Below are 21,868 nucleotides of genomic sequence, written 5' to 3' on the forward strand. Positions count from 1 at the left end.
CCGACCGGGCGGACGAGGTCAAGGCCAGCTGGGGCGACATCCAGGCCAACGGGTACATCACGTCGGACACCCTGGACATGGGCACTGTCTATGCTGCGGCCGACCCCGTCGTCGACTACGGCGATGCCGGCAAGTCCGGGGCGCGGGCGGTGTACCTGGCCATCGATGCCTACTGCGATGCGATGGACGGGCTCAGGGGCGCCTATGACAGTGCGGTCGCGGGGGCATCGGCCTGCTATGCCGACGTGGCCGACGAGCAGGAGGCCCAGGCTGCGGTCAACGCCGTCGCCCAGCAGATGGCTGACCTGGAGGAGCAGTGCGCGCACCACATCAGGGCCGTCAACCCGGACACCCCGTACACCCCCGGGCAGTTCGCGGGCCCGGAGGCCGGCGCCACCAGCGCCGTGGTCCAGGAGGCCCTCGAAGGACACCGGGTCCACAGGTTCACCTTCGACGTCGTGGACACCATCACCGTCACGTCGGTGCGGTACACCGACCTCCAGATCGAGTTCGCGGACGGCAGCAGGCTTCGGTACACGGAACTCGACCTGACCCAGACGAGGGTCGAGACGCGGACCACGGTCGTCGTCGCGGCCGACCTGCCCAACCCGCCCGGATGGGCGAAGTGGGGCGGCCGCTTCCTCGAGGGGGCGGACGTCGTCCTGTCGGCGTGGGGCAACTACTCCGAGGAGTGGAACCAGGACCTCGTCGAGAACCCGGGGATGACCACGGCCGAGCAGACCGGCAGCGCGGTCAAGTCGGCGACGCTCGGTGCCGGTGGCTCCTTCCTGGGCTCCGCGGGCGGTGCCTGGGGCGGGGCGGCCGCCGGCGCGGCCGTGGGCACCATGGTCGGCGGCCCGGTGGGGACCGTGGTCGGCGGCATCATCGGAGGCGTGGCCGGTGGTATCGCAGGTGGCTGGGGTGGGGAGATCCTGGGCAATACCATTGACAACTGGACGGACGGCGAGGGCTTCGCCGATGGCGTGAAGAACGCCTGGAACAACTTCTGGGGAGGCTGAGTTGTCGGACAACCAGATGATCGCGATCGCCATCACGGTGATCTTCTGCCTGGCGGCACTGTGGTCCGGTGTCATGAGCGCGCGAGCCTATCGGGGGAGCTGGCGTGGATGGATGGCCATCCACCCACCGCTCACCCTCTGGGGGCCGCACTGGGGGCTGCTGACCCTGGCGGTCTATTCCGTCACCTCCCTCATCGGCGGGATCCTGCTGGGCCTCGCGCAGGCCGGGGGCTCGTCCTGGATGCAGGTGGCATCCATCGCGGTGCTCATCACGGGCATCGTCGTCGGGATGATCGTCAGCCACGTCCTGCCTGATCGCTGGCGGCCGGAATGGTACCGACGCCAGGCCGTGGGCGCCTCGGTGGGGAGGCGCTGATGGCGGCCGAGTCCGCCCTGGCACTGGAGCAGTGGGGTGTCCGGTGGAGCGTGCCTGCCGGCTGGACCGACGTGACGGCCGACGTCGCGATGCCGGGGGTGTCCCGGGTCCTGCGCGGGCCGTCCCGTGAGGGACTCCTCGCGCCCTCGGCCGTCCTGACGCTCCATGACTTCCCGGGGACCATGACCCAGCTGTCCACGGTGAACATCGCGACGTGGTCGGTCCTGTACCCGGACCTGCACGTGCTGTCGGTGGACGAGTTCAGGGGCGGGCGGCGCGTGGAGGCCACGGCCACGCAGGGCGGGATGCACCTGCACTTCACCCACGCCTGCACCGTGGTCGAGGGATACAGCATCGGGTTGACGGTGACGGTCGCCGAGGCGGACGTGCCCGCGCTGGACCGCACCGTCGGTGACATCCTGTCCTCGGTGGAGTACCCCGAGCATGCCGTGGCGCTCGACGCACCCGGTTACGCCTGGGTCCCTGACCGCGCGCCGACGCCTGCCGCCGGATTCACGGACGCCTCCGGGCAGCCCGTGGAACGCCTCGACGACCTGAACCGCCGGCAGTCCTGGACCTCGGAGGGACCCGTCCTCGACCGGGACCAGGTGGAACTGCTGCGCCGCCTGATGGACTCCGGCCGGGGCCTGGGCCGGCTCGAACGCGGCACCTACGCCCGCCCGTTGCAGGCACTCCAGGACGCACAGCTGTGCGATGAGCGCGGCAGGGTGACCCCGGCCGGCTCCACCGTGGTCGCGCCCATGCGGCACGCCGAGGTCAGCCTGCGCGTGATCACGCGGCGAGGCCCCCGGACGAGCATCCTGCAGGCGTGGCGTGGAGACCACGGGGGGACGACGATCCTGGCCGGCCCGGATGCGGCCGCCCAATGGGCCACGGACCCGGCACGGCCCCTCGCCGACCGCCAGACGCTGGACATGGTCCAGTCGGGCACGGAGGCTGCGGTGATCGCCGCCTGGGTCGGTGCCGGACCCACCTGGCCCGTCCTGGACCGGGACGTGACCGTGATGTCCTCGGTCATGACCCGGCTGGCGGAGGGGTCCCCCGTCGAGGCGGATGACCTGCCCGAGACCCTCCGGGGACGGGACCTGCTGGTGTGGAGCCTGCAGGCCGGACCGGACGAGGCACCACTGCTCTTCCTGAACATCGACGGCGTGTCACACGCCGAGGTGGTCAGGGAGGCCGACCACGCCGTCGTGGTCCCCATCAGCGGCCGCAACCTCTACCGCAGGATCAGGATGCTCCTGGAGCCGGGACTGGGCACGCGGCAGCGGTAGGCCGGTGCATCCCGGATCGGTTCACGCCGGCGGGCCGGACGCGGAACTCCCGGCGGCCAGGTCTTCGGCGAAGTCCTCATGGCCGGGGAAGTCGATGATCCGGCGCGGCTTCCGGCTGGCGACCGTCGGCTGGACGGGTGCGAGGCTGCCGACGACGGCCAGCGCGGAGTCGAGATCGGCGGCCCCGGCGAGGGCACGGAACTGGGCCCAGGTGGGCGGCATCAGCTGGTGGACGCCAGCGCGGAAGTCCTGCAGGGCCGTCGTCGCGGTGGTCCACCGACTGTCCGCGCCCTCGAAGGACAGGGTGCCCGGTTCCTGCCCGTGGGGCAGGGCGGCCAGGAAGAAGTAGGTGTCATAGCGCCGGGGTTCGCCCTCCGGGGTGACCCAGCGGGACAGTGCCCGCAGTCCGCCGGCGTCCGGCTGGAGGCCGTGCTCGGCCAGCAGGGTGGCGAAGTCGAGCTCGTGGTCCTCCACCCGTCGGCGGGCATCGTCCGGGAGCCCGGCCAGGGTGCCGCCGTCCACCGGACGCCCGTCCCGGTGCCGGGCCAGCAGTACCCCCGTCTCCTCGAAGGTCTCGCGCACGACGCCGGCCAGCACCATCCCTGCGGTGTCCGGTTCCAGCCGCAGCCGGTGGCCCCAGTCGACCAGGTCGGTGCCGGCCCAGAAGTCCGCCGGCAGCTCGTCGGCGGCGTCGATGCGCCCGCCGGGGAAGGCGGAGACCCCCGCGCTGAAGGCCAGGGCGGTGTGCCGGGTGATGGTGAACACCTCCGGGGCCGGCGAGTGCGTGCCGGGTCTCAGGAGCAGGATCGTGGCCGCCCGGGGGATACCCGGGGTCGTCGGTGCGTCGGGGCGGTGCTGGGCGGAGGAGGGCATGGGCTCAGGGTAGGCGGTCAACCGGTCAGGGCCCGCCAGGCCATCGATGCCAGGACGTCTATGACGTCGGATCCCTCCGACCCGTCTGTCCCGTCGACGGCGTCCGACCCGTTCGACCCGTCCGGGCGATGCGTCACAGGCGTGCGGGCCGGCCCCCCGGCGCTGTGCGGGGTCGAGTTGAGCAGGCCGAAGGTGGCCATCAGGCGGACCTGGCGCTCGCCGTCGTCGAGGTCCGGGCGCAGCCCCGCCAGGGGCCCGTCCCAGGACTGGACGTACTCGCGCTGCAGGCGGCGCACACGCCGGTTGTCTTCGGGGGCCAGGGCCGGCAGCTCGCGGTCCTGCAGGCGGATGACGTCCGGATCCGAGGTGGCGAAGTCCAGGTGGAACCGGATGAGCCGCTCGAGGGTCTCACCGGGCTCGTGCTGGCTGTCGAGGATCTCCCGCCCGCCGGCCAGCAGCCGTTCGGAGACGTCCACCAGGATCTCGGCCAGCAGGGCGTCCTTGCTGGAGAAGTGCTTGTACAGGGCCGGTCCGCTCATGCCGACGGCCTCGCCGAGATCCCCGGTGGACACGGCTGCGAAGCCGCGCTCGGCGAACAGGTGGGCGGCCGAGCGGATCAGCGCGGCGCGCCGGTTCGCCTTCTGGGTGGCCCTCCAGGTTGCGGTCATCATGTCCTCCCCGTCGACTGGTCTGGATCAATGATAGACAATTTCAGTTAGAGACCAGTAACCTGAATCCCGGGCCGCGGTCGTGACCGACGAGGCGTGGCTCCCCCGAGAAGTCCGACAACGTTCTCCCGAAGGGCGGCTCCTGCTGATGTCGACCACGTACCCCGACCTGATCGCCGAGCTGAGGCAGCGGCGTGCCGACGCCGCGCTCGGTGGTCCCCAGGCCTCGCGCGAGCGGCACCTGGCCCGCGGCAAGATGCTCGCCCGGGACCGCATCGACGCCCTGCTGGACGAGGGCAGCCCCTTCCTGGAGGTGGCCCCGCTGGCCGGGTTCGAGCTCTACGGCGGCGACGCCCCGTCCGCGGGAGTGGTGGCCGGAATCGGGCTGGTCCACGGCCGTCACGTCATGGTGGTCGCCAACGACGCCACCGTCAAGGGCGGGACGTACTACCCGATCACGGTGAAGAAGCACCTGCGGGCCCAGGAGATCGCCGCGGAGAACCGGTTGCCCTGCATCTACCTGGTGGACTCCGGCGGCGCGTTCCTGCCGATGCAGGACGAGGTCTTCCCGGACCGGGACCACTTCGGCCGCATCTTCTACAACCAGGCCCGGATGTCCCGGGACGGCATCCCGCAGATCGCCGCGGTCATGGGCTCCTCGACCGCCGGTGGCGCCTACGTTCCGGCGATGAGCGACGAGACCGTGATCGTGCGCAACCAGGGCACCATCTTCCTCGGCGGTCCGCCGCTGGTGAAGGCCGCCACGGGAGAGGTCGTCACCGCCGAGGACCTCGGCGGCGGCGAGGTGCACTCGAAGGTCTCCGGCGTGACCGACCACCTGGCCGAGAACGACGAGCACGCGGTGCAGATCGTGCGGGACATCGTGGCCACCCTGCCCGACAGCCCGGCCCTGCCCTACGAGCCGGCCGCGGTGACCGGGCCGGAGAAGTCCCCGGAGACCCTCACCGAGGTGGTCCCCGTGGAGCTGACCACGCCCTACGACGCTCGGGAGATCATCGCCCGGACCATCGACGCCGGCAGCTTCCACGAGTTCAAGCGCGAGTACGGGACCACCCTGGTCACCGGCTTCGCCCGCGTCCACGGGCACCGGGTGGGCATCCTGGCCAACAACGGCGTCCTGTTCGGCGAGTCCGCCCTCAAGGGGGCCCACTTCATCGAGTTGTGCGACCAGCGGAAGATCCCGCTGCTGTTCCTGCAGAACATCACCGGGTTCATGGTGGGGCGGGAGTACGAGTCCGGCGGCATCGCCAAGCACGGCGCCAAGATGGTCAACGCCGTGGCCACCACCTCCGTGCCCAAGCTGACCGTCGTGGTCGGCGGGTCTTTCGGCGCCGGCACCTACTCGATGTGCGGCCGGGCGTACTCCCCGCGCTTCCTCTGGCTCTGGCCGGGGGCTCGGGTGTCCGTGATGGGCGGGCCCCAGGCCGCCTCCGTGCTCTCCACCGTCCGCCGCGACCAGATCGAGGCCGGCGGGGGCACCTGGAGCGAAGAGGAGCAGGCGGAGTTCGAACGGCCCACGCGTGAGCAGTACGAACACCAGGGCAGCCCCTACTACTCCACCGCACGGCTCTGGGACGACGGGATCATCGAGCCCGCCCAGACCCGGGACGTCGTCGGCCTCGCCCTCGACGTGGTCATGCGGTCCCCCGACCCGTCAACCCCGGCGCCGGGCTACGGCGTCTTCAGGATGTGAGCCGCATGTTCTCGAAAGTGCTGATCGCCAACCGCGGCGAGATCGCCTGCCGCATCATCCGCACCCTCCGGTCCCTGGGCATCCGGTCGGTGGCGGTGTACTCCGACGCCGACGCCGGCGCGCGCCACGTGCAGCTGGCCGACACCGCCGTGCGCCTCGGGCCGCCACCGGCCGCCCAGAGCTACCTGGACATCGGGGCCGTGATCGAGGCCGCCCGGTCCACCGGCGCCGAGGCCATCCATCCCGGGTACGGCTTCCTGGCCGAGAACGCCACGTTCGCGCAGGCCTGTGAGGATGCCGGCCTGGTCTTCATCGGCCCGAGGGCCGGGTCCATCCAGGTCATGGGGGACAAGATCACCGCCAAGAACGCGGTCCAGCAGCGCGGCGTGCCCACTGTCCCGGGCATCGCGAAGCCGGGCATGACGAACGAGGAACTGGCCGCCGCGGCCGGTGGCGTCGGCTATCCGCTGCTCATCAAGCCCTCCGCCGGTGGTGGCGGCAAGGGCATGCACGTGGTCGAGTCGGCGGACCAGCTGGCCTCATCCCTGGATGCCGCCCGGCGCGAGGCCGCCGCGAGCTTCGGGGACGACACCCTGTTCCTGGAGCGCTACGTCCTCACCCCGCGCCACATCGAGGTCCAGGTGCTGGCGGACGAGCACGGCAACGTCATCCACCTCGGCGAGCGTGAGTGCTCCCTGCAGCGCCGCCACCAGAAGGTCATCGAGGAGGCGCCCTCACCGCTGCTGGACGAGGCCACCCGCGCACGCATCGGCCAGGCCGCCTGCGACACCGCCCGGTCGGTGGACTACCGGGGCGCGGGCACCGTCGAGTTCATCGTCCCCGCGGACTCCCCGGACGAGTTCTTCTTCATGGAGATGAACACCCGGCTGCAGGTCGAGCACCCGGTCACCGAGGAGATCACGGGGGTCGACCTGGTCGAACAGCAGTTGCGCATCGCCGCCGGCGAGGTCCTGGACCTGGCCCAGGAGGACATCGTCCTGACGGGCCATTCCATCGAGGCGCGCGTCTACGCCGAGGACCCGGCCGCCGGGTTCCTGCCCACCGGCGGCACCGTGGAGCACGTCCGGCATCCCGCCGGGGACGGCGTGCGCGTGGACACCGCCATCGAGGACGGCCTCGTCGTCTCGGTGGACTACGACCCCATGCTGGCCAAGGTCATCACGTGGGGCCGGGACCGCGAGGAGGCCCGCCGCCGGATGGTCACGGCCCTCGAGGACACGGCCATCGTCGGCTTCACCACCAATGTCGAGTTCCTGCGCGCGCTGCTGGAACTGCCCGACGTCGTCGCCGGCCGGCTCGACACCGGGCTGATCGCCCGCGAGCTGGACGCCATCGGCTTCGCCGTGCCCACCGAACGGGACGTCCAGGAGGTCGCCCTGCTGATGGACGCGGCCCGCGGGACCGACGCCGGCCCGTGGCGCCGGCGTGACGGATGGCGGCTGGGCGCCCCGGCGCCCCGGCAGATCCGCCTGGCCGCGCCGGACGGCACGACGCACACGGTCCGGCTGGCCGGGCCCGTGGACTCCCCGGTCGTGGTCACCGACCGCGGCGAGCTGCCCGCCCAGGTGCGCCGGCACGGTCACTGGGCCACCGTGACGATCGACGGCGTCGGCCGCAGCTTCACGGCCGTCGTCGGGCCCGACGGGGTGCAGCTGAACCGCGAGGGCGCCCTGTTCGACATCCGGCGCGAGCGGACGGAGCACGGGGTGGACGCGGAGGCCAGTTCGGACCCCACCCTGGTCTCCCCGATGCCCGGCACCGTCCTGCTCACTCCCGCCGCCGACGGGGACGTGGTGGCCGAGGGCGACCCGGTGATCGTCGTGGAGGCGATGAAGATGGAACACGTCATCCGCTCGACCGTGACCGGCACGGTGCGGTTGCATGCCGGCGTCGGGGACGCCGTGAGCCGCGACCAGGTGCTGGCCGTCATCACCGTCGAGGACGGCGCCGACGGGCGCGTGGACGAGTACAGGGACGACGAGAAGGTCGAGGAGGCCTCATGACCGGCAGGCGGATCGAGCAGCGCGGGCTGTACTTCGACGAGATGGAGGAGGGGGCGGTCTACGTCCACGCCCCGGGGCGCACCGTCACCGAGGCGGACAACGTCCTGTTCACCACGCAGACCATGAACACCCAGTCCCTGCACCTGGACGCCGCGTGGTCCGCCGGCACGGAGTTCGGGGAACCGCTGGTCAACAGCATGTTCACCCTCTCCACGCTGGTGGGGCTGTCGGTCGCCCAGCTGACCCAGGGCACGATCGTGGCCAACCTGGGCTTCTCCGAGGTGTCCTTCCCGGCCCCGGTGCGGCACGGGGACACGCTCTACGCCGAGACGCTGGTCGCCGGTAAGCGGCGTTCGAGGTCCCGGCCGAACCAGGGGATCGTGGAGTTCCACCACACCGCGCGGAACCAGGACGGGACCGTGGTGGCCGTGGCCAAGCGGTCCACGCTCATGCAGGTATCGCCGGCGGCACTCGCCGGTGAGGGTGATGCGGGCGGTGGGAGCGCCGGTGGCCCGGATCCGGCGGCCGGGACGGTGGCCACGGACGGACCGGCACCGGGAGGCGCGGCATGATCGGCGCGCACCCGGGCCCCGCCCTCCTGTTCTGCCCGGCCGACCGGCCCGACCGCTACGCCAAGGCCGCTGCCGCGGCCGACGCCGTGATCATCGACCTCGAGGACGCCGTCGCCCCGGCGGACAAGGACATCGCCCGGGAGCACGTCGCGGCATCGTCCCTGGAGCCGGAGTCCACGATCGTCCGGGTCAACCCCGTCGGGACGCTGGAGCACGACCTGGACCTGGCGGCCCTCGAGGGCGGGCCGTACCGCCTGCTGATGCTGGCCAAGGCGGAGCACGCCGGGCAGCTCGACCACCTGCAGGAGGCCGGGTACCGGGTCATCGCGCTGTGTGAGACGGCGGCCGGCGTGGAGAACGCGGCCGAGATCGCCCGGCACCCGGCGGTGGTGTCCCTGATGTGGGGCGCCGAGGACCTGGTGGCCTCCATGGCCGGCCGTTCCAGCCGGTTCGCTGATGGGCAGCACCGGGGCCGGTACCGGGACGTCGCCCGGTACGCCCGCTCGCGGGTGCTGATCGCCGCCAACGCCGCCGGCAAGGTGGCGGTGGACTCGGTGTTCCTCGACATCCCGGACCTGCAGGGCCTGCAGGCCGAGGCAGCGGACGCCGCGGCGTCCGGCTTCGCCGCCACCGCCTGCATCCATCCCTCGCAGGTGGCCGTCATCCGCGAGTCCTACGCCCCGGGCGATGAGGAACTGGAGTGGGCCCGGGCGGTGCTGGCCGAGGCGCAGCACCAGCCGGGGGTGTTCCGGTTCCGGAACCGGATGGTGGACGAGCCGGTGTTGCGCCAGGCGCGGAGGATCGTGGGCTGAACCGGGGCGGTGCCGCGTGGTCAGTCCTTGACGGTGACCACGACCTTGCCCACGGCCGCCCGGTCCTCGATGGAGGCCAGCGCCTCCGCCGCGCGTTCCAACGGGTAGACGTGGTCGACCACCGGGTGCAGGGAGCCGGCGTCCAGCAGGTCCTGCACCCCCCGCTGGACGCGCGCGAGGGTCCCCGGGCGCTCGCCCTCCATCACGTCCATCGCCATGCCCCTCAGCGTGAGGTTGCGCAACAGCAGGCGGTTCGTCCTGATCTCCGGGATGGTCCCGCTCGCGAACCCGACCACGACGCCGGTGCCACCGATCCGCAGCGACCGGACGGCGTCGAGGAACCCGTCGCCGCCGACCATGTCGACGAAGCCGTGCACGCCGTGCCCCGCGGTCAGCGACCGGACCTCCTCGAGCCAGGGGCCGGTGGACCGGAGGACGTGCGTGGCACCGGCGGACCGGGCGATGCGTTCCTTCTCGTCCGAGGACACCAGGGCGATCGTCGAGATGCCCTGGGCCCGGGCGATGTCCAGGACGGCCGTGCCGACACCCCCGGCGGCACCCGTCACGAGCACCGTTCCGCCCGGAGGCACCTCCGAACCCTCGAGGGCGTACAGGGCGGTGGAGTAGTTCATCTGGACTCCGGCGGCGTGGACGAAGTCCATGCCCTCCGGGATCCGTACCAGGTAGTCCTCCAGCGCCAGCGCACGCTCGGCCAGCCCGCCGTGCCAGACGGAGCCCGCGACCCGGTCCCCGGGGCGGAAGGCGGAGTCCGCGGGGGACTCGAGCACGACGCCGGCCACCTCGCTGCCCGCGATGTACGGGGCCTCGAGGCGGTGCTGGTACTTCCCCCGTGTCTGCAGGGGGTCGATGAAGGACAGCCCCGCGGCATGCACGTCCACCAGGATCCTGCGGCCGCCGGCCCGGTCGTGGGCCCCCGACGGCTCGGGGACGTCCTGGAGGGTCGCGACCGCCGGGCCGCTCAACTCCGGGATGACGACGGCCCTCACGACTCCGCCGCCTCCTGGCGCAGCAGCGCGTCGGTGTACTCCACGGCGGTCTGCGCGCCGCCCAGGGCGACCGCGGCAGGCGAGGAGCCGCCGTCGGGGTGGACGTCGATCTCCCGTCGGCGGAGCTCGACGCGGCGGATCTTGCCCGACACCGTCTTGGGCAGGTCGTGGAACTCCAGGCGGCGGATGCGCTTGTAGGGCGCCAACGAGTCCCGGCAGTGCTGCAGGATCGCCCGGGCGGTCTCCTCGGTGGGTTCCCACCCCTCGGCGAGCTGGACGTAGGCCTTGGGCACGGCCAGCCGGATGGGATCCGGCGAGGGGACCACGGCGGCCTCGGCGACCGCGGGGTGCTCGATGATCGCCGACTCCAGCTCGAACGGGGACAACCGGTAGTCGGAGGCCTTGAAGACGTCGTCGTTGCGACCGACATAGGTGATGATGCCGTCCGCGTCCCGGGACACCAGGTCACCGGTGTGGTAGACACCGTCCCGGAATGCCTCTGCCGTGCGCTCGGGGTCCCCCCAGTACCCCATGGTCAGTCCGACCGGACGGGGGTCCAGGCGCAGGCAGAGCTCGCCGACCTCGGCGGACTCCTCGCCCGTGTCCGGGTCGATCAGCACGACGTCGTACCCCGGCAGCGGACGGCCCATGGCCCCCGGCCGCACGGGCTGGCCCGGGGTGTTGGCCACCTGCAGGGTGGACTCGGTCTGCCCGAAGCCATCCCGGATCTGGGTGCCCCAGGCCTTCTCCACCTGGGCGATCACCTCGGGATTGAGGGGCTCGCCGGCCGCCACGATCTTGGCGGGCGGGTTCTCCAGCTGGGTCAGGTCGGCCTGGATCAGCATGCGCCAGACGGTGGGCGGTGCGCAGAAGCTGGTGACGCCCTCCCGGTCCATCTGGTGCATCAGGGCCTTGGCGTCGAACCGGCCGTAGTTGTAGAGGAACACGGTGGCCTCGGCGATGAACGGCGCGAAGAAGTTGGACCAGGCGTGCTTGGCCCAGCCGGGGGAGGCCACGTTGAGGTGCACGTCGCCGGGCTCGAGGCCGATCCAGTACATCGTGGACAGGTGGCCCACCGGGTAGGACGTGTGCGTGTGCTCGACGAGCTTGGCCTTGGAGGTGGTGCCGGAGGTGAAGTACAGCAGCATCGTCTCATCGGCACGGGTGGGTTCGTCGAGGCTGAAGGCGGTGGGTGCGGCGAACGAGTCCCGCCAGTCGTGCACGGGCCGGGCGGGAGAGCCACCGTCGGACCGCGCGCCGATCTGCACCAGCTGGAAGTCACCGGGGACCGTGTCGAACTTGGCCGCCTCCGACCCGTTGGTGACCACCCAGGAGGCCTGGCCGCGCTCGACCCGGTCGGCGAGGTCGGTCGGGCCGAGCATCACGGTGGAGGGGATCACGGGTGCGCCGATCCGGATGCAGGCCAGCATCACCTCCCACAACTCGACCTGGTTGCCCAGCATGACGATGACGTGGTCTCCACGGCGCACCCCGATCCCGCCCAGCCAGGCGGCGACCTGCGTGGACCGTTCCGCGAGGTCACGGTAGGTCCGGCGCTCGCTGGTGCCGTCCTCACCGGTGATCACGAGGGCGGGCTGGCCGCCGCGATCCCCCGCGGCCACGTGGTCGATCCAGTCCGAGGCGAAGTTGAAGTGCTCGAACCTGGGCCAGGCGAAGGTCCGGTGCGCCGTGTCCGGGTCAGTGCGGCAGGCGAGGAGCTGGTCGCGACACTGGCGGAGGACCTCGGCGGGGGACTGTGCGGTCATGGGATACCTCTCAGAGCCTGACAAGCGCGAATCACCGTCAGGAGACGCGTGTTCGGGAGTCCGTCGTGGGTGGAATGTGACCCAGACTACAGTCCCTTACTCGGAAGACCTAGTATTCAGTTGGAAGTCCTAGTAAGTTGAGGCGCAGACCCACCGAGATGATTCCCGTCCGCCCTCGGGCAAGGAGAGCACGCATGAAGATTGTTGTTTTGGCCAAGCAGGTTCCGGATACCTGGTCGGATCGGAAGATCGACCTGGAGTCAGGGATGTTGGACCGGGCGGCGTCGGAGCCGGTGCCGGACGAGATCAATGAGCGGGCCCTGGAGAACGCCCTGCAGTTCAAGGACGCGAACAAGGACACGGAGATCGTGGTCCTCGTGATGGGTCCGGAGGACGCCACGAAGACGCTGCGGAAGCTGCTGTCCATGGGCGCCGATTCGGCCGTGCTGGTGACGGATGCGTCCCTGGCGGGGTCGGACATGGTCCAGACGGCGAGGGTGCTGGCCGCGGCGATCGAGAAGATCGGCGGTGCGGACCTGGTGGTCGCCGGCAACGAGGCCACCGACGGCCGTGGCGGGATGATCCCGGCCATGGTCGCGGAGGTCCTGGGACTGCCGGTCCTGCCGGGCCTGGACGCGATCGAGATCGGCCCGGACCGGGTCTCCGGCACGGCGGGCGTGGACGGGGGCTCGTTGCAGGTCTCCTCGTCGCTGCCCGCCGTGGTGTCGGTGACCGAGAAGACGGCCGAACCGAGGTTCCCGAACTTCAAGGGGATCATGGCCGCGAAGAAGAAACCGCTGGACACCTGGTCGCTGGCGGAGCTGGGCATCCAGGCCGGCCCGGAGGCCGCATCCGTGCGGTCGGTGATGGTCTCGGCCACGGCGCGGCCTCCGAAGCAGGCCGGTCCGAAGGTGGCCGACGACGGCACCGCCGCATCCCAGCTGGCCGAGTTCCTGGCCGCCAACCGGCTCATCTGAGCCCGCTGGCGAAGACCTCTCCCCGAAGACCAGAACACGTGACGAGCTGAAGGAAATGCAGATGTCGAACGTTGGAAATGTCATAGTCCTGATCGAGACCACCACTGACGGTGTCCCGAAGTCCACCGCTGCGGGCCTGCTCGGGGCCGCCGCGCAGATCGGTGTCCCGGTGGCGGTGGCCGTGACCACCCCGGGGGCGGCCGGCACGCTGGCGGCGGACCTGGGTGGGCTGGGTGCGGCCCAGGTGTACCTCGCCGAGTCCGAGACGGCGGCCACCGAGCTGGGCTCCGCCCAGGTCGGCGCCCTGGCCGATGCCGTCCAGGCGTACCAGGCGCCGGTGGTGCTGCTCTCGGCCACGAACGACTCCAAGGCCGTGGCCGGCCGGCTGGCGATCGTGGCCGGCGGGTCCGTGGCCGCGGACGTGGTCGGCATCTCCTATGACGAGGAGGGCCAGGAGGTCATCGCCACCCATGCGGTGTTCGGCGGGGACTTCACCACCGAGTCCACCGTGGAGGGCGGGCTGATGATCGCCACCATCCGTCCCGGGTCGATCGAGGCCCGGGCCGAGGCCGTGGCAGCCCCTGAGGTGAGGACCGCAGCCGTCTCGACGACCACCGCCCGGGGTGCGAGCATCGACTCCGTGGACGAGGCCCCGGTCTCTACCGGTCGTCCGGCGCTGCGCGGGGCCAAGGCCGTGGTCTCCGGAGGCCGCGGGGTCGGGTCCAAGGAAGCCTTCAGCGTGGTCGAGGACCTCGCCGACGTCCTCGGCGCGGCCGTGGGCGCCTCCCGTGCGGCCGTGGACGCCGGCTACGTGCCGCAGTCCTACCAGGTCGGCCAGACCGGGGTGACGGTGACTCCGCAGCTCTACGTGGCCCTGGGCATCTCCGGAGCGATCCAGCACCGGGCGGGCATGCAGACGGCCAAGACCATCGTGGCCATCAACAAGGACGAGGATGCCCCGATCTTCGAGGTCGCCGACTTCGGTGTCGTCGGCGACGTCTTCGAGGTCGTCCCCCAGCTGATCGAGGAGATCAACAGCCGCCGCAACTGACGCCCCGCGCGTCCTGTGCCCCGGGGCACAGGACGCGTACCCGGGACGGAGCCCCGCCCACCCCCCCCCACGCCGTGACCATCCCCGCGAAGGACTGAGACGCCTCATGAGTACCGAGCAGAACCCGGGACCGCGCACGGTCCGGCGCCGCATGGCCGGTTACACCCCGCCTGCGCCGCATTCCCTGTCGCCGGCCACCGACCCCGACGTGTCGGTGGCGGTCGCGGCCGCGTCCCAGCCACCCGGGGTAGAGGTGATGGGGTCGCCACCGGTTCCCCAGGAACTGGCAGCGCGGCCGGAGGGGGACCTGGTAGCGGAGTCCGTGACCACCCCCGAGGCCGAGAGCCAGGCCCAGCCGGCCCCGGGAACGACCGCGGGCCCCACCCGCAAGCGTCGCATGGGCAGTGCACCTGCTCCCTTGCCCTCCGGGACGCGGGCCCCGGCACCCGAGCCCCAGGCCCGCGCGAGTGCTTCGGACGCTGCGGTGGCCCAGGCCTCCCCGGATGACGCGTCCCCCGCCGAGAGGGGTGGCAACGGGACCAGCGGTTCAGCTGCTCCGGTGCGCAGGCGCCGCATGGGCGGTGCGCCGATGATGCAGTCTGCTGAGACCACGTCACACGGGGTTCAGGGCGACGGGGCGTCGTCTGTCGCTCCGAGCGCTTCGGCCCCAGCGAGTGACGGGTCGTCCACTCCGGTTGCCACCGAGCCCAGGCGCCGGATGGGCGGTGCTCCTGCAGCCCAGGCCGCCACGGCGTCAGCACCGGCGGCTCCCAGCGCCCCGGCGCCTGAGGCCGCCGGCGCTGCTCCCCGCAGGCGGATGGGTGGTGCCCCCGGTGCCGGCGGGGTGACCGCTCCCGCCGGCACCACCGACGATGCGCCCACGCGTCAGCGCATGGGGGGCGCCCCCGCCGGTGACCCCGAACCTGTATCCGTGAACCCCACCCGTGCTGCGGCCGCCCCGGTCGCGGCACCCACGGTCTCCACCCCCTCCGGTACCGCCACCTCGAGCGCCGCCATCCCGTCGGGTCGGGCGGGGACGCCGGGCCCGGCGGGGGCAGCGACCCCGGTGGCACCGCGGCGTCCGTGGGTGCGCCCGGCGCTGATCATCGGCGCGCTGGTGGTGGTGGCCCTGGCCGTGGTGCTCGGGGCCCGGTGGCTGCGCACCCTCGAGGGGGTGCAGGAGTTCATCGCGACCTATGACGGGCATGCCTCCCAGCCCGAGGCCGCCCCTGTGGGTATGCCCTGGTGGCTGGGCTGGCAGCACTTCTTCAACATGTTCCTCATCGTGCTGATCATCCGCACCGGGCTGCAGGTGCGCACCGAGCGCAAGCCCCCCGGGTACTGGACCGCCAGGATGGACTCGTTCTTCTCCCCGGCCGGGAACATCCCCAAGAAGGTGTCCCTGACCCAGTGGCTGCACCAGTGCCTGGACGTGCTCTGGGTCCTCAACGGGATCATCTTCATCGTGCTGCTGTTTGTCACCGGGCACTGGATGCGGATCGTGCCCACCAGTTGGGATGTGTTCCCGAACATGGTCTCCGGGGCGATCCAGTACGCCTCCCTGGACTGGCCCACCGAGAACGGGTGGGTGCACTACAACGCCCTGCAGGTGATGGCCTACTTCACCACCGTGTTCATCGCCGCCCCGCTGGCGATCATCTCCGGGCTGCGGTTCTCGACCTGGTGGCCCGAGCGCGCCGAGAGGCTCACCAGGGCCTACCCGGTGGAGTGGGCGCGGGCGGTGCACTTCCCGGTGATGCTCTACTTCGTGGCGTTCACGATCGTGCACGTGTTCCTGGTGTTCTTCACGGGGGCGCTGCGGAACCTGAACCACATGTACACCTCCCGGGACGTCGTGGACTGGTGGGGCCTGGTGATCTTCCTGGTCTCGCTGGTCGTGATCGCCGCCGCGTGGTTCCTCACCCAACCGATGTTCACCACCCCCATCGCCGCCCGCACGGGCAAGATCTCCAAATAGTCCGGCCCGCCACCCCTGGGCCGCACGGAGAAAGGACTGCAGGCATGTACCAGATCACCGAGGACCAGCGCGCGCTCGTCGACGCCGTGCGAGACTTCGCCACCGAGCGGATCGCTCCCCACGCCCTGGACTGGGATGCCGAGAAGCACTTCCCGGTTGACGTGCTGGCCGAGGCCGGCGAGCTCGGCCTGGGCGGCATCTACGTGGGCGAGGAGCACGGGGGCGCCGGACTGGACCGCAAGGACGCGGTCCTCATCTTCGAGGAACTGGCCAAGGCGGATCCGGCGCTGTCGGCCTACATCTCCATTCACAACATGGTGGTGTGGATGATCGACAGCTTCGGCACGGACGAGCAGCGCGCCCGATGGGTCCCCGACCTCGCGACCATGCAGCACCTCGGCAGCTACTGCCTGACCGAGCCCGGGGCCGGATCGGACGCGGCCTCGCTGACCACCCGGGCCGTGCGGGACGGCGACGACTACGTCCTCAACGGCGTCAAGCAGTTCATCTCCGGGGCCGGCACGTCCGAGTACTACGTGGTGATGTGCCGGACCGCGGACACCGGGTCCAAGGGGATCTCCACGCTCGTGGTCCACAAGGACACCCCCGGGCTGTCCTTCGGTCCGAACGAGAAGAAGATGGGCTGGAACACCCAGCCGACCCGCCAGGTGATCTTCGAGGACGCCCGCGTCCCGGTGGCCCATCGCCTGGGCGAGGAGGGCGACGGGTTCCACATCGCCATGAAGGGCCTCAACGGTGGGCGAATCAACATCGGTGCCTGCTCCCTCGGCGGCGGGCAGGCCGCCCTGGAGAAGGCCACCGCCTACCTCAAGGAGCGCACCGCCTTCGGCGCCCCGCTGACCACCAAGCAGTCCCTCGTGTTCGACCTCGCGGACATGGCCACCGACCTGGAGGCGGCGCGCACGTTCCTGATGCGGGCGGCCGACGCGCTGGACCGCAAGGACCCCGACACCGTGCGGTTGTGCGCCATGGCCAAGAAGGTGGCCACGGACACCGGGTTCGACGCGGCGAACAAGGCACTGCAGCTCCACGGCGGGTACGGCTACCTGCACGAGTACGGGGTGGAGAAGATCGTCCGGGACCTGCGGGTACACCAGATCCTCGAGGGGTCCAACGAGATCATGCGATTGATCGTCGGCCGCATGCTGGTCGACGCCTGAGACAGTGCCCCCAGAGGTCGGGACCGGCACCGGTCCGACTCGGCGGAAAGGAAACCATGAGCACTGACGCATCGTCGCCGACTCCATCGGCGCAACCGAACGAACCAGAGGTCATCGTCCGCAGGGCGGGTCACCTGGGCCATATCGTCCTGAACCGGCCCCGGGCGCTGAACGCCATCACGCCCGGCATGGTGGACACCGTCCGCGCCACCCTGGACGAGTGGCGCCAGGACGACCGCGTCCGGACCGTCCTGGTCTCGGGGGCGGGGGAACGGGGACTGTGCGCCGGCGGTGACATCGTCAACCTGCACCGCACCGTGACGGAGGGCCACCCGCAGGACGCCGACCACTTCTTCGACATCGAGTACACGATGAACGGGGAGATCGCGGACTACCCGAAGCCCTTCGTGGCGTTCATGGACGGGATCGTGCTGGGCGGTGGCGTCGGCATTTCCGCCCACGGCTCCCACCGGATCGTCACCGAACGGACCCGGCTGGGCATGCCGGAGACCGGCATCGGCTTCTTTCCCGACGTCGGCGGGTCCTGGCTGCTGGCCCGCGCGCCGTCCGGTTTCGGCACCCACATGGCGCTGACCTCCCAGCACGTCACCGGTGCGGACGCCATCGCCCTCGGCTTCGCCGACCACTTCGTACCGTCGGAGGCGCTGGCGGACCTGGCCAGCGCGCTCGAGACACGGGAGGCCGACGAGGCGATTGCCGCCGTCGCGACCGAGGCCCCGCCTGCGCCGCTGCTCACGCACCGCCGGTGGATCCAGTCCGCGTATGCCGCCGGCGCGGCCGAGGAGATCGTCGCGGCGCTGGAGGCCGACGGCGATCCGGCCGCCGCGGAGGCGGCCGCCCAGATCCGGGCCAAGTCGCCGACATCGGTCAAGGTCACCCTCGAACTGGTGCGGCGGGCGGCGCAGATGTCCTCCGTGCACGAGGTGCTGGACCAGGACCGCCGGGTGGCCCACCACCTGATCCGCAGCGCCGACATGAGCGAGGGCATCCGCGCCCAGCTCGTGGACAAGGACCGCAACCCCCGCTGGAGTCCGGTGACCCTGGAGGACGTCCGCGACGAGGACGTCACCGCCGTCTTCGAGCCGGCCGGCACGGACCACCAGACCCGCACCCAGGCCGTCAAGGAGGCCCTGTCATGACCGAGAACACCGCCGCATCCGGTGCCCTGCCGGACATCGCCTTCATCGGACTGGGGAACATGGGCGGCCCGATGGCCGCGAACCTCGTCAAGGCCGGCCACCGCGTGGCTGGCTTCGACCTGGTCCCGGAGGCCCTCGACAGGGCCCGGGCCGCCGGGGTGCAGATCGCCGGTTCCGGCCCCGACGCCGTGCGTGAGGCAGACCTGGTGATCACCATGCTGCCCGCCGGGCGTCACGTCCTGGGCGCCTACCAGGGCAAGGACGGTTCCGACGGCGGCGAGCCCGTCGAGGGCCTGCTGGCCGCGGCGCGGCCCGGAACGCTCTTCATCGACTGCTCCACCATCGCGGTGGAGGACGCCCGGACCATGCACGAGATCACGACGGCGGCCGGTCACCGGTCCCTGGACGTGCCCGTCTCGGGCGGCACCGTGGGTGCCGAGGCCGGGACCCTGGCCATGATGGTCGGAGGTTCCGCAGAGGACTATGCCGAGGCCCTGCCCGTCCTGGAGGTCGTCGGGCGCCGCGTGGTGCACTGCGGCGAGGCGGGCGCCGGTCAGGCCGCCAAGGTCTGCAACAACATGATCCTGGGCGTGTCCATGATCGCGGTGTCCGAGGCGTTCGTGCTGGGCGAGAAGCTGGGCCTGAGCAACGAGGCCCTGTTCGACGTAGCCTCCAACGCGACCGGCCAGTGCTGGGCGCTGACGACCAACTGCCCGGTGCCCGGGCCCGTTCCCACCTCACCGGCGAACCGGGACTTCACGCCCGGGTTCACCGGGGCGCTCATGGCCAAGGACCTCGGCCTGGCCCGCCACGCCATCGAGTCCACCGGCACCGAGAGCCGCATGGGGTTGCTCGCCGCGGAGATCTACGAGGCCTTCGGGGCCGGCGAGGGCGCCACCAAGGACTTCTCCGCGATCATCCAGCAGATCCGTGAGCACTCGGGCGCGGCGTCCGGCCCTTCCGGGGCCTGAACGCCTCCGGGCCCGAACCCACCCACGTCCCATTCCAGGAGAACCGTCATGACCGAGCAGATGCAGGTACCAGCAACGAGTGAGAGGGCACGCATGACCGCCGACTACGAGACCATCCTGACGAACGTCGAGGGCCGGGTCGCGACGATCACCCTGAACCGGCCCAAGGCCCTCAATGCGATCAGCAACCAACTGACCCAGGAGGTGCTCGACGCCGCCATCCGCTATGACCGCGACGAGGACATCGGCGCGATCGTCATCACCGGGTCGGAGAAGGCCTTCGCCGCGGGGGCCGACATCAAGGAGATGGCCACCCTGAGCTTCTCCGAGGCCTACACCTCGGACATCTTCGGCGGCTGGGAGCAGTTCACCGCGATGCGCACGCCGGTCATCGCCGCGGTGGCCGGCCACGCCCTGGGTGGGGGCTGCGAACTGGCCATGATGGCCGACATCATCCTGGCCGCGGACAACGCGAAGTTCGGCCAGCCGGAGATCAAGCTCGGCATCATCCCCGGGATGGGCGGATCCCAGCGACTGACCCGCGCGATCGGCAAGTCCAAGGCCATGGAGATGGTCCTGGCCGGCCGGACCATGGGCGCCGAGGAGGCCGAGCGCACCGGGCTGGTGGCCCGCGTGGTCCCGGTGGCCGACCTGCAGCGCGAGGCCGCGGAGCTGGCGGCCACGATCGCCGGGATGTCCAAGCCGATCGCCATGCTCGCCAAGGAGGCGGTCAATGCCGCCTACGAGTCCAGCCTGGCCGAGGGCGTGCTCCTGGAACGGCGGCTGAACCACGCCTGCTTCGCCACCGAGGACCAGTCCGAGGGCATGGCCGCCTTCGTCGAGAAGCGGCCGGCCACGTTCACCCACCGCTGACCGTCGCCCTTCCCCGGACCCCCCAGACCACCTGAGAGAAGGACCCCATGAGTGAGATCACCTTGGATTCGAGGGCCAGTGACATCCTGGCCGGTGTCGAGCAGCTGCTGTGGATCGACGGCCGCGCCGTCGAGGCGGCGACCGGTGAGTGGCGCGACGTGCGCAACCCCTCCCGCCGCGGTGAGGTCATCGCCCGGGTGCCGGCCGCCGGCGCTGAGGACGTGGACCGCGCGGTGGCGGCCGCCCGCCGCGCCTTCGGCCAGTGGCGCAGCGTGCACTTCACCGAGCGGGCCAAGGCCCTGCTGGCCATCGCCGCCGACATCGAGGCCGAGGCCGAGAAGTTCGCGCGGTTGACCGCCCTGGACACGGGCAACGCCCTGCGGACCCAGGCCCGGCCGGAGGTCGCCACGCTGGTGTCCCTGTTCCGCTACTTCGCGGGGGTGGCGGGGGAGTCCAAGGGCGTCACCCTGCCCGCCGGGGACCAGCAACTGCAGTACACGCGCCGGGAGCCGCTGGGCGTGGTGGCGTGCATCCTGCCGTGGAACTCGCCGCTGATGATCGCGGCGTTCAAGGTCCCCGCGGCCCTGGCCGCGGGGAACACGGTGATCCTCAAGGCGGCCGACGATGCCCCCCTGACGATCCAGTACCTGGCCCAGCTCTGCCAGCGTCACGTGCCTGCCGGCGTCGTGAACTCCCTGACCGGGCGTGGTTCGGTGATCGGCAACGCGCTGTCCACCCACCCGGGCGTGGACAAGGTCTCCTTCACCGGTTCCACCGAGGTGGGCCGCGGCGTAGCCGCGAAGGCCTCCGAGCGGCTGGCGCACCTGTCCCTGGAGCTGGGCGGGAAGAATCCGTCGATCGTGTTCCCGGACGCGATCGAGGACGAGGGCATCCTGGACGGCCTGATGCTCTCCTCGCGCTTCGCCCGGCAGGGCCAGTCCTGCACGGCGGGCTCCCGGTTGTTCCTGCACGAGGACATCTACGACGAGATGCTGGACAAGCTCGCCGCCCGCCTGGGGGCGATGGTCGTCGGCGACCCGCTGGACGAGGCCTCGGACATGGGCGCGGTGATCAACCAGTCCCAGTTCGACCAGATCAGCGGTTACCTCGAGGAGGGGCGCAACCACCCCGACCTGACGACCGTGCTCGGCGGGAACGTGCCCGCGGACGGCCCGCTGACCGAGGGCTTCTACCACGTGCCCACCATCTTCGGCGGGGCCCGCAACGACTTCCGGCTGTCCCAGGAGGAGATCTTCGGACCGGTGCTGGTGGCCATCAAGTGGAAGGACCTGGACGAGGTGGTGAAGATGGCCAACGACTCCCACTACGGCCTGGCCGCCTACGTGTGGACCCACGACCTGGACAACGCGCTGAACACCGCCCACCGGATCGAGTCCGGCTGGGTGCAGGTCAACCAGGGCGGCGGGCAGGTCGTGGGCCAGTCCTACGGCGGGTACAAGCAGTCCGGCATGGGCCGCGAGGCCTCGCTGGAGGGCATGCTCGAGGGCTTCACCCAGATCAAGCAGGTCAACGTCAGGCTGCGGGGCTGAC

18 protein-coding genes and 1 pseudogene are annotated in these 21,868 nt (G+C 71.2%); 15 read left to right on the plus strand and 4 right to left on the minus strand.

Annotated elements, in window-relative coordinates; all coding sequences use genetic code 11:
• The 3 genes and pseudogenes from CITRI_RS18595 to CITRI_RS0114415 form a co-directional block, all read left to right on the plus strand.
• Window positions 1-1,019 (plus strand): annotated as a pseudogene (locus CITRI_RS18595) (hypothetical protein); the annotation flags it as partial.
• A 1-nt stretch (window position 1,020) separates the two neighbouring features.
• Window positions 1,021-1,395 carry a hypothetical protein gene (locus tag CITRI_RS0114410; protein WP_010145619.1) on the plus strand — a complete coding sequence of 125 codons (375 nt, stop codon included), beginning with the start codon at window positions 1,021-1,023 and terminating at the stop codon, window positions 1,393-1,395.
• A complete protein-coding gene (locus CITRI_RS0114415) occupies window positions 1,395-2,690 on the plus strand; it encodes a hypothetical protein (protein ID WP_010145620.1) in 1,296 nt (431 codons plus the stop codon). Before CITRI_RS0114410 ends, CITRI_RS0114415 begins: the two co-directional genes overlap by 1 nt.
• 21 nt (window positions 2,691-2,711) lie before the next feature.
• Here the strand turns inward: CITRI_RS0114415 and CITRI_RS0114420 are convergent, their stop codons facing one another.
• Complete coding sequence (locus CITRI_RS0114420; protein ID WP_010145621.1) at window positions 2,712-3,563, minus strand: hypothetical protein; 852 nt, start codon at window positions 3,561-3,563, stop codon at window positions 2,712-2,714.
• A 17-nt stretch (window positions 3,564-3,580) separates the two neighbouring features.
• Window positions 3,581-4,231, minus strand: coding sequence for a TetR/AcrR family transcriptional regulator (locus tag CITRI_RS18000; RefSeq protein WP_010145622.1), 651 nt, complete (start codon window positions 4,229-4,231; stop codon window positions 3,581-3,583).
• A gap of 148 nt (window positions 4,232-4,379) precedes the next feature.
• Here CITRI_RS18000 and CITRI_RS0114430 point away from each other — a divergent pair, with 148 nt between their 5' ends.
• From CITRI_RS0114430 to CITRI_RS0114445, 4 genes are read left to right on the plus strand one after another with little or no spacing between them, the layout of a single operon-like run.
• Window positions 4,380-5,945 (plus strand): carboxyl transferase domain-containing protein, encoded by a 1,566-nt coding sequence (locus CITRI_RS0114430; protein ID WP_010145623.1) that lies wholly within the window; start codon window positions 4,380-4,382, stop codon window positions 5,943-5,945.
• A 5-nt stretch (window positions 5,946-5,950) separates the two neighbouring features.
• On the plus strand, window positions 5,951-7,969 hold the full coding sequence (locus tag CITRI_RS18005; protein ID WP_010145624.1) for an acetyl/propionyl/methylcrotonyl-CoA carboxylase subunit alpha: 2,019 nt from the start codon (window positions 5,951-5,953) through the stop codon (window positions 7,967-7,969).
• A complete protein-coding gene (locus tag CITRI_RS0114440) occupies window positions 7,966-8,541 on the plus strand; it encodes a MaoC family dehydratase (RefSeq protein WP_010145625.1) in 576 nt (191 codons plus the stop codon). The genes CITRI_RS18005 and CITRI_RS0114440 overlap by 4 nt, the downstream gene beginning before the upstream one ends.
• Window positions 8,538-9,353: a CoA ester lyase gene (locus tag CITRI_RS0114445; protein WP_010145627.1), complete on the plus strand. Its 816-nt coding sequence runs from the start codon at window positions 8,538-8,540 to the stop codon at window positions 9,351-9,353. Before CITRI_RS0114440 ends, CITRI_RS0114445 begins: the two co-directional genes overlap by 4 nt.
• A gap of 20 nt (window positions 9,354-9,373) precedes the next feature.
• On the opposite strand, the gene CITRI_RS0114450 is transcribed toward CITRI_RS0114445, so the two are convergent.
• Both CITRI_RS0114450 and CITRI_RS0114455 read right to left on the minus strand, forming a co-directional pair.
• On the minus strand, window positions 9,374-10,360 hold the full coding sequence (locus CITRI_RS0114450; protein WP_010145629.1) for an NADPH:quinone oxidoreductase family protein: 987 nt from the start codon (window positions 10,358-10,360) through the stop codon (window positions 9,374-9,376).
• A complete protein-coding gene (locus CITRI_RS0114455) occupies window positions 10,357-12,126 on the minus strand; it encodes an AMP-binding protein (RefSeq protein WP_010145630.1) in 1,770 nt (589 codons plus the stop codon). The genes CITRI_RS0114450 and CITRI_RS0114455 overlap by 4 nt, the downstream gene beginning before the upstream one ends.
• A 194-nt stretch (window positions 12,127-12,320) precedes the next feature.
• Between CITRI_RS0114455 and CITRI_RS0114460 the strand changes: the two genes are divergently transcribed.
• The 8 genes from CITRI_RS0114460 to CITRI_RS0114495 all read left to right on the plus strand — a co-directional run bounded on the left by CITRI_RS0114460 (window position 12,321) and on the right by CITRI_RS0114495 (window position 21,867).
• Window positions 12,321-13,103, plus strand: a complete 783-nt coding sequence (locus CITRI_RS0114460; RefSeq protein WP_029139370.1) for an electron transfer flavoprotein subunit beta/FixA family protein — start codon at window positions 12,321-12,323, stop codon at window positions 13,101-13,103.
• 61 nt (window positions 13,104-13,164) lie between these two features.
• Window positions 13,165-14,154: an electron transfer flavoprotein subunit alpha/FixB family protein gene (locus CITRI_RS0114465; RefSeq protein ID WP_010145632.1), complete on the plus strand. Its 990-nt coding sequence runs from the start codon at window positions 13,165-13,167 to the stop codon at window positions 14,152-14,154.
• A 931-nt stretch (window positions 14,155-15,085) separates the two neighbouring features.
• Window positions 15,086-16,132 (plus strand): cytochrome b/b6 domain-containing protein, encoded by a 1,047-nt coding sequence (locus CITRI_RS0114470; protein WP_237709083.1) that lies wholly within the window; start codon window positions 15,086-15,088, stop codon window positions 16,130-16,132.
• A gap of 44 nt (window positions 16,133-16,176) precedes the next feature.
• Window positions 16,177-17,313 carry an acyl-CoA dehydrogenase family protein gene (locus CITRI_RS0114475; protein WP_010145634.1) on the plus strand — a complete coding sequence of 379 codons (1,137 nt, stop codon included), beginning with the start codon at window positions 16,177-16,179 and terminating at the stop codon, window positions 17,311-17,313.
• Window positions 17,314-17,369: 56 nt separating this feature from the next.
• A complete protein-coding gene (locus CITRI_RS0114480) occupies window positions 17,370-18,473 on the plus strand; it encodes an enoyl-CoA hydratase/isomerase family protein (protein WP_010145635.1) in 1,104 nt (367 codons plus the stop codon).
• Window positions 18,470-19,444 (plus strand): 3-hydroxyisobutyrate dehydrogenase, encoded by a 975-nt coding sequence (gene mmsB, locus CITRI_RS0114485; protein WP_010145636.1) that lies wholly within the window; start codon window positions 18,470-18,472, stop codon window positions 19,442-19,444. Before CITRI_RS0114480 ends, mmsB begins: the two co-directional genes overlap by 4 nt.
• Before the next feature lie 93 nt (window positions 19,445-19,537).
• On the plus strand, window positions 19,538-20,317 hold the full coding sequence (locus tag CITRI_RS0114490; protein ID WP_010145637.1) for an enoyl-CoA hydratase: 780 nt from the start codon (window positions 19,538-19,540) through the stop codon (window positions 20,315-20,317).
• Window positions 20,318-20,364: 47 nt separating this feature from the next.
• Window positions 20,365-21,867, plus strand: coding sequence for an aldehyde dehydrogenase family protein (locus tag CITRI_RS0114495; RefSeq protein WP_010145638.1), 1,503 nt, complete (start codon window positions 20,365-20,367; stop codon window positions 21,865-21,867).
• Window position 21,868 lies beyond the last annotated feature (1 nt).

The organism is Citricoccus sp. CH26A (genome assembly GCF_000224415.1).
Lineage (GTDB): Bacteria > Actinomycetota > Actinomycetes > Actinomycetales > Micrococcaceae > Citricoccus.

Bases quoted from the DNA above. Each gene is read 5' to 3' on its own strand.
- CITRI_RS0114440 (WP_010145625.1), top strand. From the start codon at position 7,966: ATGACCGGCAGGCGGATCGAGCAGCGCGGGCTGTACTTCGACGAGATG.
- CITRI_RS0114430 (WP_010145623.1), top strand. From the start codon at position 4,380: ATGTCGACCACGTACCCCGACCTGATCGCCGAGCTGAGGCAGCGGCGT.
- CITRI_RS0114415 (WP_010145620.1), top strand. From the start codon at position 1,395: ATGGCGGCCGAGTCCGCCCTGGCACTGGAGCAGTGGGGTGTCCGGTGG.
- CITRI_RS0114490 (WP_010145637.1), top strand. From the start codon at position 19,538: ATGACCGCCGACTACGAGACCATCCTGACGAACGTCGAGGGCCGGGTC.
- CITRI_RS0114475 (WP_010145634.1), top strand. From the start codon at position 16,177: ATGTACCAGATCACCGAGGACCAGCGCGCGCTCGTCGACGCCGTGCGA.
- CITRI_RS18005 (WP_010145624.1), top strand. From the start codon at position 5,951: ATGTTCTCGAAAGTGCTGATCGCCAACCGCGGCGAGATCGCCTGCCGC.
- CITRI_RS0114460 (WP_029139370.1), top strand. From the start codon at position 12,321: ATGAAGATTGTTGTTTTGGCCAAGCAGGTTCCGGATACCTGGTCGGAT.
- CITRI_RS0114420 (WP_010145621.1), bottom strand. From the start codon at position 3,563: ATGCCCTCCTCCGCCCAGCACCGCCCCGACGCACCGACGACCCCGGGT.
- CITRI_RS18000 (WP_010145622.1), bottom strand. From the start codon at position 4,231: ATGACCGCAACCTGGAGGGCCACCCAGAAGGCGAACCGGCGCGCCGCG.
- mmsB (WP_010145636.1), top strand. From the start codon at position 18,470: ATGACCGAGAACACCGCCGCATCCGGTGCCCTGCCGGACATCGCCTTC.
- CITRI_RS0114480 (WP_010145635.1), top strand. From the start codon at position 17,370: ATGAGCACTGACGCATCGTCGCCGACTCCATCGGCGCAACCGAACGAA.
- CITRI_RS0114455 (WP_010145630.1), bottom strand. From the start codon at position 12,126: ATGACCGCACAGTCCCCCGCCGAGGTCCTCCGCCAGTGTCGCGACCAG.
- CITRI_RS0114445 (WP_010145627.1), top strand. From the start codon at position 8,538: ATGATCGGCGCGCACCCGGGCCCCGCCCTCCTGTTCTGCCCGGCCGAC.
- CITRI_RS0114465 (WP_010145632.1), top strand. From the start codon at position 13,165: ATGTCGAACGTTGGAAATGTCATAGTCCTGATCGAGACCACCACTGAC.
- CITRI_RS0114495 (WP_010145638.1), top strand. From the start codon at position 20,365: ATGAGTGAGATCACCTTGGATTCGAGGGCCAGTGACATCCTGGCCGGT.